We start from the raw sequence: 16,764 nt of genomic DNA on the forward strand, positions 1-16,764 counted from the left end.
TGCCGATGCCGGCGAAGAAAACAACAAACGCTATCATGAAAACCCACAACTCTACCGCAAAAGACAGGAAATCAACGAGCATATTTTTGGCACCATCAAACGCCAATGGGGTTACAACCACACCAATTTAACGGGACTAGAAAAAGTAAATGGAGAACACAGCTTGATTATGCTGGTGTATAACATCAAACGCAGTATCAATATCTTGGGCGTTCCTGATTTGATTGCCAAACTCAAAAAATGGAACTCACCCTACAAGGCAAAAGTCTTGTTTTTGCTAAAAATGAGGTATTTAAAGCTGCAATTAGACTTCATTATTTATCAAACTAAATTTGCAGCCTAAAAAAAAAGCCTTCTTAAAAGCCTTTATTTGAACTGTAGAGTCGTGAAATTTGAAGATTATATTAGAAAAAAGAGGTTTTTTCACAGCCTGACGTTCTCGCGCTACAAGCTGTTGGGGATTAAATCAGCGTTATCTTTCGGATTTGCCAAATCTTCCAAATACAAACCAATTTTTCCATTAAGCCTAATACCCAAATTGCTTGTAGCGTGTGTTACTGGAGGCTTGTTTTGTCGAAATTACAATTAAACCGCAAACTTTTCACGTTTCTGTTGGCAAAATCCAATTTTCACGCTTTTGCTTTTCGCTTCGTAATTTTCGGCGGATTTTTTCAATTATTTACTTTCTATTTATAAATTCTGCGCAAAGAATTTCAAGCTTCTGCTGGCAAATTCCAATTTTCACGTTTCTGCTTTTCACGCTTCAACTTTTCAAGTTTCTGTTGGCAGATTCCAATTTTACGCTTCTGCTTTTCAGGTTTCAATTTTTCAAGTTTCTGCTGGCAAGTTCCAATTTTCACGCTTCTGCTTTGTTAACTTTCTGCGGAAACAAATGCTTTTTTCAAATTGTTTTTATCTGCGTAATTTCGGCACAAGTCTCCAGTAACGTTCTGGCACTACAGCGGGTTTGGGACTAAATTAAGCCCTATTTTCGGATTTGCCAAATCACCCCAAATACAAAACCATCTTTCCATTAAACCCAATGCCCAAATCCGTTGTAGTGGCTGTTATGGTGTGTAGCTTGACGATGCTGAGCACGAAAGATTTGATATTCCAATTATCGATTCCAATTACCCAAAGTTTTCCACTTTTCGATTTCCGTTCCAAATAGTTTCTGTTTTTGAACTTCAAACTTCAGCTAAACCTCAAAGAAAATCGACAAAAAAATTCCGCTTTCGGTTTTCCATAAAGCAGTTCACGTTGCTTTGTCCGCAACAATTAAGTTTCAGATTTCGGTTCGAATTTCAGTTCGAATTTCAGTTCGAATTTCGGTTAAGATTTCGGTCGTCTCGGTTTCTGTTTCGTTATGTATTATTCGAACTAAAGCTTCTGATTAAAATCGACTGTTGATCGTCAACAGCTATACACCATAACTTGTTTATAGGTCTGATAAAATCAGACCAAGCGACCCAAAATAAGACGGATTGGTCTGACTAAAGTCAGTCTTTTGTTGTTAAGGCTAAAATATATAAAAATCTATTATAAATCATCAAAAGGACTCTTTATTTGTTGCAATGATTTCGTGCTTACATGCGTATAAATTTCGGTAGTTTTGCTACTATTATGCCCTAATAATTCCTGAATGTAGCGCAAATCGGTACCGCTTTCTAACAAATGCGTGGCGTAACTATGTCGCAACCAATGCAAACTTACGGGTTTTGTTATTTTTACTTTCTCGAGTGCTTGTTTTAGGACACTTTGCAAACTTTTTTCGGAGTAAAGTTCTCCTGGAATTTGTCCTTCAAATAACCAAACCTTAGGTTTACAGCCGCTATAATAATCACGGAGCATGCCTAATATTTTGGGCGATAGAGGAACAATTCGGTCTTTTCTTCCTTTAGATTGACGAATTATTACAATGCCCCTTTTAGAATCGATATCGGCGGGCTTTAAGTGTAAAAGCTCACTTCGGCGCAAGCCACAACTATATATTAAAGACAACATTGTTTTGTGTTTGATGTTGCTGTGCGCTCCTAATATTAATTTTATCTCCTCTTTGCTCAATACATTAGGTAATAATTTTGAACTTTTTGGACGATGAATTTTATCCACATCAATTTTAACCTCTTTTATTGTCCTGAAATAAAGTTTGATGGCATTAACAATTTGGTTTTGATATGACGCGGACAAATTGTTTTTTAATATAAAATCGTTATTGTATAAAATAACATCTTCATTAGTGATTTCGGTAACTGGTTTTTCATCAAAAAACAACAAAAATGATCGTAAAGCTTCGCTGTAAGTTTTGATGGTGCTCGGGCTATATCTTTTGGAAAATAGCCATTGACAAAGTCTCGTAATTTGTTGTCTTTTTTCTTCCGAAAGGGTATTGGTCACAGGAGTTTCTATCTTAAATCGAATGCGATTATCTATCGTATCTGGCAAATGCCAAAGGCGTAAGGATTGACTCCATCGACTACCTTCTACTTGTTTTATTCGCTCGATTAAAGATTTCTCTTTATCGAACAAAACCGCAATTCGGGAATTTCCTTTGTGTTTGATTATTTTTGCTTCCCACTTCATAAAGTCTTCTTTTGTAAATCTAAAGATATAAAAAAGTAACTTAGTATACAATGCGGAATTTAAGCTACAATAACGAGTTTCGTGTCATAACTGTTGGTTTTTCGATACCCATTAAGTCTAAAATAGTAGGAGCAATATCGCCCAAAACACCGTTGTGAATTGTTTTTAAGACTTTATCGACTAAAATAATAGGAACTGGATTTGTAGTGTGTGCTGTGTTTGGTGTACCGTCAGGATTTATCATCGTTTCGCAATTGCCATGATCGGCAATTACAATAGTCGTGTAATTATTGGCTAAAGCCGATGTGATTACTTTTTCGACACATTTATCAACGGCTTCGCAAGCTTTTATTGCTGCGCTCATTATTCCTGTATGTCCCACCATATCACCGTTTGCGAAATTAAGACACACAAAATCGACTTCGCCTTTTTCGAGTTCTGGGATTAATGCTTCGGTGAGTTCGTAAGCGCTCATTTCGGGTTGTAAATCGTAAGTGGCTACTTTTGGAGAGTTTTTTAAGATGCGACTTTCTCCGATAAACGGTTCTTCTCGGCCACCAGAAAAGAAAAACGTTACGTGCGGATATTTTTCAGTTTCAGCAATTCGGATTTGTTTTTTACCGTGTTTTTCTAAAACTTCACCCAAGGTTTCGTTAAGGTTGTCCTTGTCAAAAACTCTATAAATGTTATTGAACGTATCGTCATAATTAGTCATCGTGACATAATAGAGGTTCATTTTGTGCATATTATAATCGAGATGATCTTTCTGTGAAAGCACTTCGGTTAGCTGACGTCCACGATCGGTACGGAAGTTGAAGAAAATAACTACATCCCCTTCTTTGATGGTAGTAATTGGTTCATCATTTTCGGTCATCACAATTGGCGGAAGGAATTCATCTGTAATATCTTTGCCGTAATTTTCCTGAATGCTCTTTATAGCATCTGTCGAATGTGTTCCAATTCCGTGAACCAATAAATCATAAGCCAGTTTAACACGTTCCCATCTTTTGTCTCGATCCATAGCATAGTAGCGTCCAATTACCGAAGCGAGTTTAACCGATGTTCCTTTAATATGGTCTACAATATCGCTAATAAAACCAGCTCCTGATTTTTGGTCAACATCGCGACCATCAGTAAACGCATGGATAAAAACTTTTTCAAGTCCAATGTCATATGCCGCATCGACAAGTCCTTTTAGGTGATTAATGTGTGAATGTACGCCACCATCTGAAACAAGTCCGAGGAAATGTACCGGTTTGTCATATTCCTTGGCGTAATGAAATGCATCAGAGATTGCTTTCTCTTTGTTGAAAGTTTTATTTTCAACTGCCAAATTTATTTTGGCCAAATCCTGATAGACAATTCTTCCAGCGCCCAAATTCATATGCCCTACTTCCGAATTTCCCATTTGTCCTTCGGGCAAACCTACGTTTAGACCATCGGTTCGCAGTTGTGCACTGGGATAGTTTTTATAAAGTGAATTTATAAACGGAATGTTGGCATTGTCTATGGCGGATACTTTTGGGTCTGACGATTTGCCCCAACCGTCGAGTATCATGAGGATTACTTTTTTGTTCATTTTGAATCGATTTTTAGCCTCTCGTTCTTAAAAACGAGACAGGAAAGAGCTTCAAATTTAATGAATTATATCCAACTTTTGACTCTGTTATAATCTAAAAAGTAGCGTAAACTTATCGAGAATGTGTGTTGTAGTTTGTCGCCAAATAAGGAATTGAAATTGTGAGATGCATTTTTGTTTATATACTGAATTTCCGATAATCCATTTGAGGAGGTGTTACGATACAACATATTAAGTTGGCTTCCCGGCGCAATCCACCAAGAATAAGAGCAATCAATATTCCAAGTGTTGAAGTCTTGGTTTAGCGAATTGGTATAATTACTGTCTGATAATTCTCCGTTTGGTTGTAAGGAAAAGAATTTGTCGTTTTGAACATAGGACCAATAATATCGGGAATTGATATTGATAGTCATTTTGTTGTTTAAAGCATATTTTGTAGATAATCCCAATGTAGAAGAGTTTACATCTCTTTGAGCATATATAATTTCTTCTCCTTGGTAGTCAACTTGACCTCGGTCGCTGTTTTGTTTGTTGAAATCATAATTTAACCTGAAAGAAATTTTATTGTTTAAGCGGTATCTTGGTCCAAAACTTATTCCATATTCCTTGCGGTTTCCTTCAAAATATTCTGTATAATAAGGGTTAATATCTATAGCTAATTTTTTGTTGTAATTAGAAGAATAATAAGTCCATATGCCATAGTTTTTAGGAATTGTTACATATCGTCCTTCTCTTCCTGGGGAATAGAAATCATAAGTATTTACAGGTTTTGAATTAAAACCAACTCCAAATCCGTTGTTCTTCTTGGTTGTAAAATGGTAGTTTGTATTTAGGTTAAATGATTGTAGTTTGCCTGTTATATTTTCGTACTCGGTATATACATTTCCATTTACTCTAAAAGCATTTAGATTCTCTGATGGTTTTAGCATTCGATAATTAATATTTCCGAATATACTGCTGTAATTTGTCTGAAAATTTATTCCTAGATCGTTATTGTCGTATTTTTTAGAAACATATTTTGCGCCAACATTAAAACGTATTTTTCCACTGGTTTCTGCAAAATTTAACGAGGTGTTGTATCCTTTTCTGTCTTCTAATTTTTTGTATTCGTTTACATTACTGTATTTGAAATCACCCGAAAGATTGAATGTGTTTTTTGTAGTATTCAAATCCCAAACTAAAGCGGTAACATTTGCGTCTTTGAAATGCCCATTTCTAGTTACATTTGTATTTACTAAGGATACTGATGAGTTTTTGTTGAAGCGCTGGTCTAATGTAAGAATGCTAAAATTAGCTATGGGTTCGATTATGACCTTTCGTTTGGTTTGAGAGAGCGTGTCTAAAAGTGTTGATTCGGTTTTTTCGGTAATTGCATTTAGAAAACCAATGCCTAGACCTCCTTTTGTACGACCAGATATTTTTAGTGCATTTAGTAAGTTTACTTTTGTTGGATATTCATATATAGTTTCATTGGTTTCTTTTTCTTGATTTAATCGACTACGTCTTAATGATGGTTTTCCGCCAATTCTTCTGGAATAAAATAAATCTCCTTTGTTAAACAAGTCTGTTCCTTCGGTAAAAAAAGGTCTGTTTTCGTTAAATTGTTGTTCGAATGGACCAAGATTTAGGATTTGATTGTCTAAAGCTGTTTGCCCAAAGTCTGGAACTAGAATTGCATCTAGGGTAAACGCATCGTTTATACCATACTTTATATCCAAGCCACCTTTTAGTTCTGTTTTAGTTCCATTTTTTTTGTCGTTACTAACATAAACCGAAGCATAAGGGAAGAAGAATAATCGAGTTGGTGTTTTTATGTTTTCAATACCATATAATTCTCCAGCTTGTTGTTCGAAAGATCCTTTTTTATTATCTATATGTGTCCAAGTATATAATTGTCGGTCACGACGAATCTGTCTTAAAAAATTTATTCCCCAAATTTGGATATTTTCTTTCGAAAATCGCAGCGCCGAATAAGGGATTTTCATTTCTACAATCCAACCTTTGTCCGTGATTTTAGTTTTACTTTCCCAAATAGCATCCCAAGAAAAATCTTCGCCAGTTTGCGAATTAGAATTACAATCTAATTGCACTCCTGCAGCAGTTACGTAAAATCGAAATTCTTGCTGACCGTCATTATAGCCGTTTAGGCTTATTCCAAAAAAATCAGATGAGCCATCATCATCACGTTGTGTAATTTCTTTCATGATTTTATTTGGTTCATTGTCATTTAGCATCGCACCTATATATATAGCCTCATTATCATAAATTATTTTAACATCACTTTTTTTGTTTTCAGCAATTGGTTTTCCATTGTCTGGTTCAAACATAATAAAGTTTGTGGCGACTTCTGTTTTTTGCCAAATAGCTTCGTTTAGCTCTCCGTCTATCGAAATGTTTTCGTTGGAAAGGATTGTGTTGAGTTTCTTTTTTTCGGTAGATGAAGGGTTTTGTTGTCCGAAAATTAAGTTTGTAGCTAACAAGGTGAGTAGAAAAGCTAAACGTAAAGCCATGATTTTGATTTTTTGATGATGATGGCAAATTTAGAAATATTCCCTGTGAACGCTCGTTATTTATGAATAAATTAACTAAAAGCAGAAACATAAATAATCGACGAAATGTTAAATTTTACCGATTAAGTGTAAAAAAATTTGGATAGTGTTATTTTTTATTACATATTTGCCTTGTACAAATAACAACACAATTAATACATTATCAATGACTTACAGAATCTTGCCCCTTCTTTTAGTATTTTTTATGTCTTTTGCACCAAAAAGTACTATAAAAACAGATCCTAAATTAGTTGCTAGTACAACAGCAAATAATCTTACAGCCAAAATTGAAATGGTTTATTCCTCATTAAACTCAAATCATTTTGCTTTGCCACAAATTACTTGTTTCAAAAAAGCAATGGAAGGATTTTATGCCTTGAAAGGAAAAGGGCTTATTCAAAAAGATATTTTGACGGTAATCGACTTTAGTATGTCATCTGCTAAAAAACGTCTCTGGGTTATCGATTTATCTACAAATACTATATTATATAATACAGTAGTTTCTCACGGAATGAAATCTGGAGGAGAGTATGCTAATAATTTTTCAAATTCTCCAAGTTCTAACAAAAGCAGTTTGGGTTTTTATACAACAGGAGAAACTTATAACGGAAAACACGGATTGTCTCTAAAACTTGATGGTCAAGAAAAAGGAATAAATAGTAATGCACGTGCAAGAGCAGTTGTTATGCATGGTGCGAGTTATGCGAATCCTTCTATTATAAAAGCTCAAGGATATTTAGGAAGAAGTCAAGGTTGTCCTGCAATTCCTGAGGGTCTAAAAACTCAAATTATTAAAACGATAAAAGATAAATCTTGTATTTTTATTTACCATCCAAGTAGAAGTTACGAAGTTGCATCTAGATTAGTTTCTTAATTTAGAATACAAATCAGAATCTAGGCAATAAATGTCTTCTCTAAATTGTAACGTTTCTTTTTGTAACCAAGCGGTCCAGTACAATTGATGAATATAAATATCATCTGAAATATTTACAACGATTGTTTTTAGTTCTGGTTTTGGATACACTCTTTCGGGAATTACTAACAGTGGATTTTTTGCCAAAAGTTTAGCGTTTTTTGCCGCAATTTTCTTTTCCTTTTGCTTCTGAAGTTTGTTGTAATAATTAATATCTGTCGTGTCTTGTATGGTTTTTAAATCCCATTTTTCAGGTTTGTTTATCAAGTAAGCAGCCATTTCTAAAGGTTTTTCTAATCTTACACAACCAGAACTTAATGACCTATAAGTAAGACTAAAATAATCACGATGGTTAGTGTCGTGAAGATAAACAGAATATTTGTTAGGAAAATTTATTTTCATAAGTCCTAAAGCACTATTTCTTCCAGGATTCTGAACGTATTTGTATTTCTTGGCATCTTCTATTTTCCAGTCCCACGGGCTAACTTCTTTGTTTTTATTATTTAAAATTATTAATCCTTTTTTCTTAAAAACACTCCTGTCTTTTATAGCGTCAGGATAAACATCTTCTTTAAGAATAGTTGGCGGAACAGTCCAGTTTGGATTTAAATTAATGTTAGAAACTTTCGATTCTATTATAGGGGTTTGTCTTGTTTCTTTTCCTACCACCACCCTTTGTTTTTGCATCGTATCATTATCCTTAATAGCGAGTAATGTGTAATCTGGAATGTTTATTAAAAGATAATTTTTGCCAAAATCGTTGGCAAACCACCGCCAACGTTCTAAATTTGCAATAACTTGTTCAATTCTTTGATCCCGAGTATAATTCATCGCTAAAACAGTTCCCTTGCCTATAACTCCATCAGGATTTAAGCCATGACGGGATTGAAATAATTTTACCGCATCTTGTGTTTCTGCATCATAAATAGTAGTCAAAGTATCCACTTGTTTCATGTCATGCCAATACATTAATCGTTGTTTTATAGTCTTTATAGTTTTGTTAGGTTTATTAAGAGCAATTTTATCTTTAGGTTTTAATGTTATAAACGGAATCGAATCTTTAGGAAAGGTATTTAGTAATTGCAAAGCTTCTTTTAAGTTTTTATAAAGAGGATGTTGGGGTTTTAAGCTTTCAAATTTTGATGCTAAATCATTATTTTCAATACTCTCAAATAGTACTGCATTTACATCGATTTTTTTTTCTTTTAAATCCCAATCACCAGACACTACTTTCGGAGAAACTTTCCCTTTATGTATATGTGAAAGGTATTTTTGAATACTTTGAGTGAATAACAGATCAAATTCAATCAATTTTATATCATCTAAATTATTATAATTAGTGCTCAAAGTGATTAATTTATCATAATTATAATCGTTTGGAAGTAAGCCTTCATTTGTGGCATTTTTGAATTCATTTAAAACAACAGTTCTATTGTCTTCTGAAGTCCAAACGGTTTCGTTACTATAATTTTTATAAAAAGTAGTTAAATTCGGGTTGTTAAAGCTACTTATTAATGTAGAATCTATTTTTACAGAAGAATTCAAAAACGGAAAATTAATAAAAGAAGTGCTATTAGAAGTTTTTTCTAAGGTGTTTTTTTTGCAACAAATAAAAATTATAAGCGGAATGAGTAAGTAAATTGGCTTCATTTAGTATTGTTATAAATTTTTAAACATTAAAAAATGAATTCCCACATCGGTAATCACAAAAGGAAATCCATTTTTGGTGTAACCTAATTTTTCGTAAAATGGAACGGCAGTTTCTCGGGCGTTAAACCAGATTAAATTTGCTTCGCTACTTATCAAGCAATCTTCACAATGTTTAACCAATAGTTTTCCGCAACCATTTCCTTGAAATTCTTCCAAGATTGCCATTCCACGAATTTGATATTGATTTGGGAATTTAAAAATAACATTTTTATTTTTATAAACCGACAAAACACCCACAATTTTTCCATTATTAAAATAGCCAAAGTGTTTTGTTTGTTCTAAATTATCACCATCAAAAAAACAAGTTTCAATAGGTTTTCCAAGTCTTAACACCAAATTTCGCACCAAAAACGTCTCTTGAGCTGTAATTTCTTTAATCGTATTCATTTTTTATATAACAGTTAAGGCTTTAATAATAAATGGGTTATGATAATTAATTTATTTAATAAAAATAAAGTGTCATTTTTTTTGAAAATATATTTGCAAATAACGAGAAATATTATTTATATTTGCACCTCAGTAATGCGAAAGTAGCTCAGTTGGTAGAGCTCCAGCCTTCCAAGCTGGTTGTCGCGAGTTCGAGCCTCGTCTTTCGCTCTTCAAGAAACCTCAAATGTAAGTTTGAGGTTTTTTTATGTCAAAAAATTCAAACTTGTATTCATTTCTAGTTCTACAGCGGGCTCGTTTTGTCTAAACAATCTGGCGGATAAATCTCCTTTTAAGGTAATATTTTCATCATATATCTTTAACCAACTTCCTTCACGTAATCCCAAAACTGGAATTTTACTTACGGTGTGAAATTCATTTATTCTCGTTTCGCGAGTTTCTCCCATATGTGTGGATTGTTTGTTTGCATCTAAAAAATGCGGATTCAGATTAAAAGGTATTAATCCTAAAGTTTCGAAACTTTCAGGCAAAACAATAGGCATGTCATTTGTTGTATTCATCGTCATTCCGCCTATATTACTTCCTGCGCTTGTACCTAAATAAGGGGTTCCAGCTTCGATAGTATTTTTTAAAACAGTCATCAAATTGTTTTTATATAGTTGCGAAACCAGCAAAAAAGTATTGCCACCACCGGTAAAAATAGCTTCGGCATTTTGTATGGCTTCGGTGGTATTTTTGTAGTTATGAATCCCATTTACAGTTATATTTATTTTGGCAAAAGCTACACTTACTTTTTGCGTGTAATCATCGTGTGAAATCCCGCTAGGTCTTGCATAAGGTATAAAAAGTAAGGTTTTACAATTACTAAAATGTTTTGATAATGCGGGTAACAAATAGTCTAAATAATCACCATTATATAAGGTCGAAGTGCTGGCAAGAATAACTTTTTTCATTGTTTTGTTGTTGAGATTTTCAAAGGTAAATAATTATTATTAACAAAAAATTACCAAGGCATTAATAATATATTGTGAAGCTTGGCTTCTATTTTTACAAAATATTAAAGATTGATGAAGCAAATTTTACTTTTATCATTTATGGCTTTACTTTTTTCTCAAAGTGTTTTTTCTCAAACATTATTGAAAGGGAAAGTCATTTCCGATGCTTCAAATCTTGAAGAAATTTATGTTATTAATTTATCTACTAATGTAAAAACAATGACTGATAGCAATGGGTTATTTTCAATTGAAGCCAAGCTAAACCAAGTTTTAGTGTTTTCAGGATTTAAAATCGAACGAAAAGTCTTGAATTTGAAGCCTATTGATTTCTTGAACAATTTGATTACTGTAAAAATATATCCAAAAGCAACCCAACTAGAAGAAGTCGTCATAAAAAACTATCCGCAAATAACCGCAGCTTCTTTGGGTATTATTTCAAAAAATGTAAAAATATATACGCCAGCCGAAAGAAAACTAATGGGAGAAAGTTCAGGAATTGGCATTACACAACTTATAAATGCGATAAATGGAAGAACTACGGAGTTGAAAAAAAATGTAGAAGTAGAAAAAAAAGAGAAATTACTAGATAGACTTTCGACACTATTTGAAGAAGATTTTTATACAAAAAAACTAAAAATCCCTTCTGAATATATAAAAGGGTTTCAAATTTTTGCTATTGATGATAAGAAATTAGTAGCTAGTTTAAATAAACAAGACACAAGGGTAATTCCGCTTTTGCTTACAGAATTGTCTTCAAAATATAATGATTTATTACGAAATGATAAAAAATAGTTTGATAGGTTTTATTTTATTTCTAATCTCACAAAATATGTTTTCTCAAACATTATTGAAAGGGAAAGTCATTTCCGACGCTTCAAGTTTTGACGGAATTCATGTTATTAATCTAACTAATGAGAAAAGTACAGTGACTGAAAAAGGAGGTTTTTTCTCCATTTTTGCTAAAGTAACTGACACCTTGATGTTTTCTGGAATGCAAATAAAAGGAATGCAAATTGTGTTAAAACAATCTGATTTTTCCGAAAACTTGTTTTTTATGCGACTAAAGCAACAAATTACAATGTTAGATGAAGTTTATATAAAAGATTACTCAGAAATAAATGCATTTTCTCTAGGAATTATACCTTTTGGAACAAAATCTTATACACCAGCACAAAGACGATTAAGAACTGCAACAGCTCCATTTTTAGATTTGAATGCAGGCGGAATGGCTGGAGGGTCGGTAGGAGTAGACCCACTAATAAACTGGCTTTCCGGAAGAACCGCCATGTTGAAAAAAGAATTGGTTGTGGAAAATAAAGAAAGATTACAAGCAAAAATTGACAATTTATATGAGGAAGATTTTTTTGTTAAAATACTAAAAATACCTGTTGAATACGTAAAAGGATTTCAAATATATGTAATTGACGACCAAAGATTAATTGCAAGTATAAAATCTAAAAATAAAACCATGACTACATTCTTGTTGGGAGAATTAGCAGAAAAATACAAACAACTTACATTTCCAAAAAAAGAATAATTACTTTCGTAAAATGAAAAAATCAATAATTTATATATTACTTTTTTTATCGATAATGTGCCTGTCCTCTTTTGCGATGCATAAATTTTATGTATCAATATATCAGATTAATTATGTGCCTGAAAAGAAAATGCTTCAAATTACATCCCGTATTTTTATGGATGATTTAAATGATATTCTGAAATCAAAATACAATCAAAAAACAAATATTGGAGAGCCAAACGAAACGCCAGAAGATATAGTTTTAATGAAAAAATATATCGGGGGTAATTTTTCGATAAAAATAAATGGCCAGCAAAAAAGTATCAACTATCTCAGTAAAGAACTTGAAGGAAATGTTGTGATTTGTTATTATAATGTTAAAGAAATTTCAAAAATAAAAACTTTAGAAATTCAAAACACCACTTTATTCGACTTGAATTCTGACCAGCAAAATATTATTCAAACTACGATATATGGTAAAAAACATAGTTTGTTACTAACACCCGATAATGTGAAAGGTTTGTTAAAACCCTAAGATTTCCATTTTCTGTAATAAAAATAATTACTTTTATGACTTGAAAATTAAATCAGGTTATGAAAAAATCTACTACTTTTTTACTGTTTTTTATTACTTTTTCCTCGGTAATATTAGCTCAAGAAACGGCTAAAGCTAAAGAACAAGGTCACGAAGACAAGAACAAATTTCGTCAAATGTATGGCGAATTTGCAACTCCAAATATGTATCGTACCGCATCTGGCGCGCCTGGGCCAGAATATTATCAGCAGCAAGCCGATTATAAAATGGATATTGAATTAGATGATAAAAACACCAAATTATTTGGTACAGAAACCATCACTTATACTAATAATGCTAAGGAATCTTTAGAATATTTATGGATTCAATTAGATCAAAACTTGATGGCAAGAACATCAAAAACCCCATTAGTAGAGAATTCTAAAATAGACCCTGCAATTAGTGCAGCTGGTTTTTCGAGAAAATATTTAGAAGAAAAATTTGATGGTGGTTTCAAAATCGATTATGTAAAAGACATAAAAGGAAATCCAATTTCTTATACTGTCAATGAAACTATGATGCGAATCAATTTAGTAAAACCATTAGCACATGGCGAGAAATTTGTTATGAACATCAAATGGAATTATAACATAAATAATTATATGATTGATGGTGGTCGTTCTGGCTATGAGCATTTCAAAGATGGAAATAATCTATATGTTTTAGCACAATTTTATCCAAGAATGGCGGTTTATAATGATGTAGAAGGTTGGCAAAATATGCAATTTTGGGGAAGTGGAGAATTTGCTTTGCCTTTCGGAAATTTCGAAGTTAATATTACCGTCCCAGCTGATCACATTATGGAAGCAACAGGGGATCTTTTAAACAGAGCCGAAGTTTTTACACCAGAGCAAGTTAGAAGATACGCATTGGCACAAAATTCGTTTGACAAACCAGTTGTAATTGTTACTCAAGCAGAAGCAACAGAAAGCGAAAAAGGTTTTTCTGATAAGAAAAAAACTTGGAAGTTTAAAGCGGAAAATGTTCGTGATTTTGGAATTTCAACTTCAAGAAAATTTATCTTAGATATGATGGCTGTAAAGTTAGATACAAAAACTGTGATGGCAGTTTCTTTATATCCAAAAGAAGGAAATCCACTTTGGGAACAATATTCTACTAAAGCTGTTGCGCATACCCTAAAAAGTTATTCGAGTTATACTTTCGATTATCCTTACCCAAAAGCAGTTTCTGTAAATGCGCAAGATCAAGGAATGGAATACCCAATGATATGTTGGAATTTTGGACGTCCTGAGGCCGACGGAACATTTTCTGATAGAGTAAAATACGGAATGTTAGGTGTGGTTATTCACGAAGTTGGGCACAATTTTTTTCCAATGATTGTTAATTCAGATGAGCGTCAATGGACTTGGATGGACGAAGGATTGAACACATTTATGGAATATCTTGCCGAAATCACTTTCGATAAAAATTTCCCAATAGATCGTGGGCCAGCAAGTTTAATTGTTCCTTATATGAGTGGAGACCAAAGCAATATTGAACCAATTATGACCAATTCTGAAGCCATAAAACAATTTGGGAATAACGCTTACGGAAAACCAGCAGCGGGTTTAAATATTCTTCGTGAAACCATTATGGGACACGAATTGTTCGATTATGCTTTCAAAACCTATGCAAATCGTTGGAAATTTAAGCATCCAACTCCAGAAGATTTCTTCAGAACTATGGAAGATGCATCGGCAACCGATTTAGATTGGTTTATTCGTGGTTGGTTTTACACTACCGATTATACAGATATAGGTATCAAAGAAGTAACTCAATATTATGTGAGTAATGATGCTCCGAAAGAATTTAAAACTCCAGAAGTTAACAGAAGAAACCGACGTAAAATGACTGGACCATTAGTATATATGGTTTCTAGTACAAGTCAGGATTTGTCAGCAAAAAACAAAGAAGCATTAAATGTAAAAGATATTAAAACTTTAGATGAGTTTGTGCAAACGAATTTCAAACCAGAGGAAATTGCAAAATTAGCTTCGCCAAAATATTTTTATGAAGTAACGTTTAACAAACCTGGAGGATTAGTAATGCCAATCATTGTCGAGCTAACTTTTGAAGACGGAACAACCGAAAATCAAACATTTCCAGCACAAATTTGGAGAATGAATGATGCTGAGGTTGTAAGGACGTTCGCTACTCAAAAAGCAATTTCAAAAATTGTAGTAGACCCAAAACTAGAAACTGCCGATGTTGATGTAACTAATAATACTTGGCCAAAAGAAATAATAAAATCTAAATTTGATTAAAATTTTTTAGACAATTTAAGTATAAAAAAAGAGAAGGAACTTGTTTGTTTCTTCTCTTTTTCTTTTAATAAGGGTGATTTTTAAATACTATACTTCTCTCTTAGTTAAATAATAAACAGGAACTCCTAAACCAACTATCAATAATCCCAATCCTGTACTTTTAGTATCATAAATTAATAAAGTAATACATATTAAAGCAGTAACAACAATATAAATTGCAGGAATTATAGGATAACCAAAAGCTTTATAAGGACGTTCTGCATTTGGCTCTTTTTTTCTAAGAATAAAAATTCCGTAAATAGTCAGGATATAAAATAATAAAGAAGCAAATGTAGAATATGTTAATAAATCACCATATTTTCCAGAAACACACAACACACAAGCCCAAATACATTGAAACCAAAGCGCTTTTTCAGGAACATTGTTTTTGTTTAATTCGCCAGCTTTTTTAAAGAACAAACCATCTTTAGACATCGCATAAAATAATCTTCCGCCAGAAAGGACCAATCCTGAATTACACCCAAAAGTAGAAACCATAATTAATCCAGCCATCACAAAAACACCAATATTTCCCATAATTACATTGGCAGCCGCAGCGCCAACTCGGTCTTGACTGGCAAACATAATTCCGTTGTTCATCACAGATTCTCCAATTGGCGTGCCATTCATTGGTAATAATGCCAAATAAGCAATATTTGCTAAAATATAAATGATAGTCACAATTAGGGTTCCTAAAAACAAACTTCTAGGAATATTTTTCTTAGGATCTTTTATTTCTCCAGCAATAAATGTCACATTGTTCCAAGCATCACTCGAAAATAAAGAATTAATAATTGTGGCTCCCATAGCGCCAAGTAAGGCAACTCCGGCTAATTGGGTTACAGTTACGGTTCCATCAGTGTTTAAAACTGTTTTGGAAGCTTCCCACATATGGGCAAAATTATTAGATAACACATCGGTTTGTAAACCAACGTATAATCCTAAAATAATTAAGGCAAAAAGAGCAAACATTTTTGCTAATGTAAATATTAACTGAATGGTTTTTCCGCTCTGAACACCTTTGGTATTAATATAAGTAAGCAAAACAATGCTTACCATAGCTAGAATTTGCTTGTTTGAGAAAGCATAACTTTCTCCAATGGTAAATAATTTATTTTCTAAAACAGGAAAAAACACTGCCGAATAATTAGCAAAAGCCACCGCCACCGCAGCAATAACTCCTGTTTGTATCACTGTGAAAACTGTCCAACCGTACAAAAACGACATGAGTTTTCCGTAAGCACGTTGAATATACACAAACTGTCCGCCAGCATTAGGCATCATTCCTGCTAGTTCGCCATAACTTAAAGCTGCCGACATTGTTAATAATCCTGTTACTAGCCAAATTACCAAAAGCCAAGCTGCAGAACCTACATCTCGAGCCATTTGTGCCGTAACTATAAAAATCCCCGAACCAATCATAGAACCGGCAACCAAGCTTGTCGCATTAAGCAATCCCAATTCGCGTTTAAAAGTTTGTTTTTCGTCTTGCATAGAAATGTTTTTTGAAGGCTAATATAAGATTTTTCCATAAAGTCGCAAGTCATAAAGTTTTAAAGACATAAAGTCTTTGGTGTCTTTTTCTATGTTTTAAACTTTTTCCAAATAGAAGAAATTTTAAAAACTGCTAAAACTTATTAAATATTAAGGAC

At 33.0% G+C, this 16,764-nt stretch carries 13 protein-coding genes and 1 tRNA gene; 7 read left to right on the top strand and 7 right to left on the bottom strand.

What is annotated here, in order from left to right:
- On the top strand, positions 1-343 hold a 343-nt coding region (locus ACH2BG_RS13205), incomplete at its 5' end, for a transposase (protein WP_395048162.1).
- Between the two features lie 1,196 nt (positions 344-1,539).
- Here ACH2BG_RS13205 and ACH2BG_RS13210 read toward each other — a convergent pair.
- The 3 genes from ACH2BG_RS13210 to ACH2BG_RS13220 all read right to left on the bottom strand — a co-directional run bounded on the left by ACH2BG_RS13210 (position 1,540) and on the right by ACH2BG_RS13220 (position 6,672).
- On the bottom strand, positions 1,540-2,583 hold the full coding sequence (locus ACH2BG_RS13210) for a tyrosine-type recombinase/integrase (protein ID WP_395048163.1): 1,044 nt from the start codon (positions 2,581-2,583) through the stop codon (positions 1,540-1,542).
- Between the two features lie 64 nt (positions 2,584-2,647).
- Positions 2,648-4,162, bottom strand: a complete 1,515-nt coding sequence (gpmI, locus tag ACH2BG_RS13215; protein WP_395048164.1) for a 2,3-bisphosphoglycerate-independent phosphoglycerate mutase — start codon at positions 4,160-4,162, stop codon at positions 2,648-2,650.
- Positions 4,163-4,227: 65 nt separating this feature from the next.
- Positions 4,228-6,672 carry a DUF5916 domain-containing protein gene (locus tag ACH2BG_RS13220; RefSeq protein ID WP_395048165.1) on the bottom strand — a complete coding sequence of 815 codons (2,445 nt, stop codon included), beginning with the start codon at positions 6,670-6,672 and terminating at the stop codon, positions 4,228-4,230.
- A 205-nt stretch (positions 6,673-6,877) separates the two neighbouring features.
- Here ACH2BG_RS13220 and ACH2BG_RS13225 point away from each other — a divergent pair, with 205 nt between their 5' ends.
- On the top strand, positions 6,878-7,585 hold the full coding sequence (locus ACH2BG_RS13225; RefSeq protein ID WP_395048166.1) for a murein L,D-transpeptidase catalytic domain family protein: 708 nt from the start codon (positions 6,878-6,880) through the stop codon (positions 7,583-7,585).
- On the opposite strand, the gene ACH2BG_RS13230 is transcribed toward ACH2BG_RS13225, so the two are convergent.
- Positions 7,574-9,274: a L,D-transpeptidase family protein gene (locus tag ACH2BG_RS13230; RefSeq protein WP_395048167.1), complete on the bottom strand. Its 1,701-nt coding sequence runs from the start codon at positions 9,272-9,274 to the stop codon at positions 7,574-7,576. The genes ACH2BG_RS13225 and ACH2BG_RS13230 overlap by 12 nt on opposite strands.
- Before the next feature lie 9 nt (positions 9,275-9,283).
- Positions 9,284-9,721: a GNAT family N-acetyltransferase gene (locus ACH2BG_RS13235; protein ID WP_395048168.1), complete on the bottom strand. Its 438-nt coding sequence runs from the start codon at positions 9,719-9,721 to the stop codon at positions 9,284-9,286.
- A 137-nt stretch (positions 9,722-9,858) separates the two neighbouring features.
- Here ACH2BG_RS13235 and ACH2BG_RS13240 point away from each other — a divergent pair.
- Positions 9,859-9,931 (top strand) — tRNA-Gly (locus tag ACH2BG_RS13240).
- A 35-nt stretch (positions 9,932-9,966) separates the two neighbouring features.
- Here ACH2BG_RS13240 and pepE read toward each other — a convergent pair.
- The gene (gene pepE, locus ACH2BG_RS13245) at positions 9,967-10,674 is read right to left on the bottom strand and encodes a dipeptidase PepE (RefSeq protein ID WP_395048169.1); all 708 of its coding nucleotides are present in this window, start codon (positions 10,672-10,674) and stop codon (positions 9,967-9,969) included.
- 114 nt (positions 10,675-10,788) lie between these two features.
- On the opposite strand from pepE, the gene ACH2BG_RS13250 reads away from it, so the two are divergent.
- The 4 genes from ACH2BG_RS13250 to ACH2BG_RS13265 all read left to right on the top strand — a co-directional run bounded on the left by ACH2BG_RS13250 (position 10,789) and on the right by ACH2BG_RS13265 (position 15,073).
- Entirely contained in the window at positions 10,789-11,508 is a 720-nt protein-coding gene (locus ACH2BG_RS13250; protein ID WP_395048170.1) for a hypothetical protein, read from the top strand.
- The gene (locus ACH2BG_RS13255; RefSeq protein WP_395048171.1) at positions 11,480-12,253 is read left to right on the top strand and encodes a hypothetical protein; all 774 of its coding nucleotides are present in this window, start codon (positions 11,480-11,482) and stop codon (positions 12,251-12,253) included. The genes ACH2BG_RS13250 and ACH2BG_RS13255 overlap by 29 nt, the downstream gene beginning before the upstream one ends.
- A 76-nt stretch (positions 12,254-12,329) precedes the next feature.
- A complete protein-coding gene (locus ACH2BG_RS13260) occupies positions 12,330-12,770 on the top strand; it encodes a DUF6702 family protein (protein WP_395048180.1) in 441 nt (146 codons plus the stop codon).
- A 59-nt stretch (positions 12,771-12,829) separates the two neighbouring features.
- On the top strand, positions 12,830-15,073 hold the full coding sequence (locus tag ACH2BG_RS13265; protein ID WP_395048172.1) for a M1 family metallopeptidase: 2,244 nt from the start codon (positions 12,830-12,832) through the stop codon (positions 15,071-15,073).
- 87 nt (positions 15,074-15,160) lie between these two features.
- On the opposite strand, the gene ACH2BG_RS13270 is transcribed toward ACH2BG_RS13265, so the two are convergent.
- Positions 15,161-16,606, bottom strand: coding sequence for an APC family permease (locus ACH2BG_RS13270; protein WP_395048173.1), 1,446 nt, complete (start codon positions 16,604-16,606; stop codon positions 15,161-15,163).
- Positions 16,607-16,764: the final 158 nt, after the last annotated feature.

The sequence above is a fragment of the Flavobacterium sp. genome, assembly GCF_043779715.1.
Taxonomy (GTDB): domain Bacteria; phylum Bacteroidota; class Bacteroidia; order Flavobacteriales; family Flavobacteriaceae; genus Flavobacterium.

Coding starts and splice junctions, on each gene's coding strand:
- ACH2BG_RS13210 (WP_395048163.1), bottom strand. CDS start 2,583: ATGAAGTGGGAAGCAAAAATAATCAAACACAAAGGAAATTCCCGAATT.
- gpmI (WP_395048164.1), bottom strand. CDS start 4,162: ATGAACAAAAAAGTAATCCTCATGATACTCGACGGTTGGGGCAAATCG.
- ACH2BG_RS13220 (WP_395048165.1), bottom strand. CDS start 6,672: ATGGCTTTACGTTTAGCTTTTCTACTCACCTTGTTAGCTACAAACTTA.
- ACH2BG_RS13225 (WP_395048166.1), top strand. CDS start 6,878: ATGACTTACAGAATCTTGCCCCTTCTTTTAGTATTTTTTATGTCTTTT.
- ACH2BG_RS13230 (WP_395048167.1), bottom strand. CDS start 9,274: ATGAAGCCAATTTACTTACTCATTCCGCTTATAATTTTTATTTGTTGC.
- ACH2BG_RS13235 (WP_395048168.1), bottom strand. CDS start 9,721: ATGAATACGATTAAAGAAATTACAGCTCAAGAGACGTTTTTGGTGCGA.
- pepE (WP_395048169.1), bottom strand. CDS start 10,674: ATGAAAAAAGTTATTCTTGCCAGCACTTCGACCTTATATAATGGTGAT.
- ACH2BG_RS13250 (WP_395048170.1), top strand. CDS start 10,789: ATGAAGCAAATTTTACTTTTATCATTTATGGCTTTACTTTTTTCTCAA.
- ACH2BG_RS13255 (WP_395048171.1), top strand. CDS start 11,480: ATGATTTATTACGAAATGATAAAAAATAGTTTGATAGGTTTTATTTTA.
- ACH2BG_RS13260 (WP_395048180.1), top strand. CDS start 12,330: ATGCATAAATTTTATGTATCAATATATCAGATTAATTATGTGCCTGAA.
- ACH2BG_RS13265 (WP_395048172.1), top strand. CDS start 12,830: ATGAAAAAATCTACTACTTTTTTACTGTTTTTTATTACTTTTTCCTCG.
- ACH2BG_RS13270 (WP_395048173.1), bottom strand. CDS start 16,606: ATGCAAGACGAAAAACAAACTTTTAAACGCGAATTGGGATTGCTTAAT.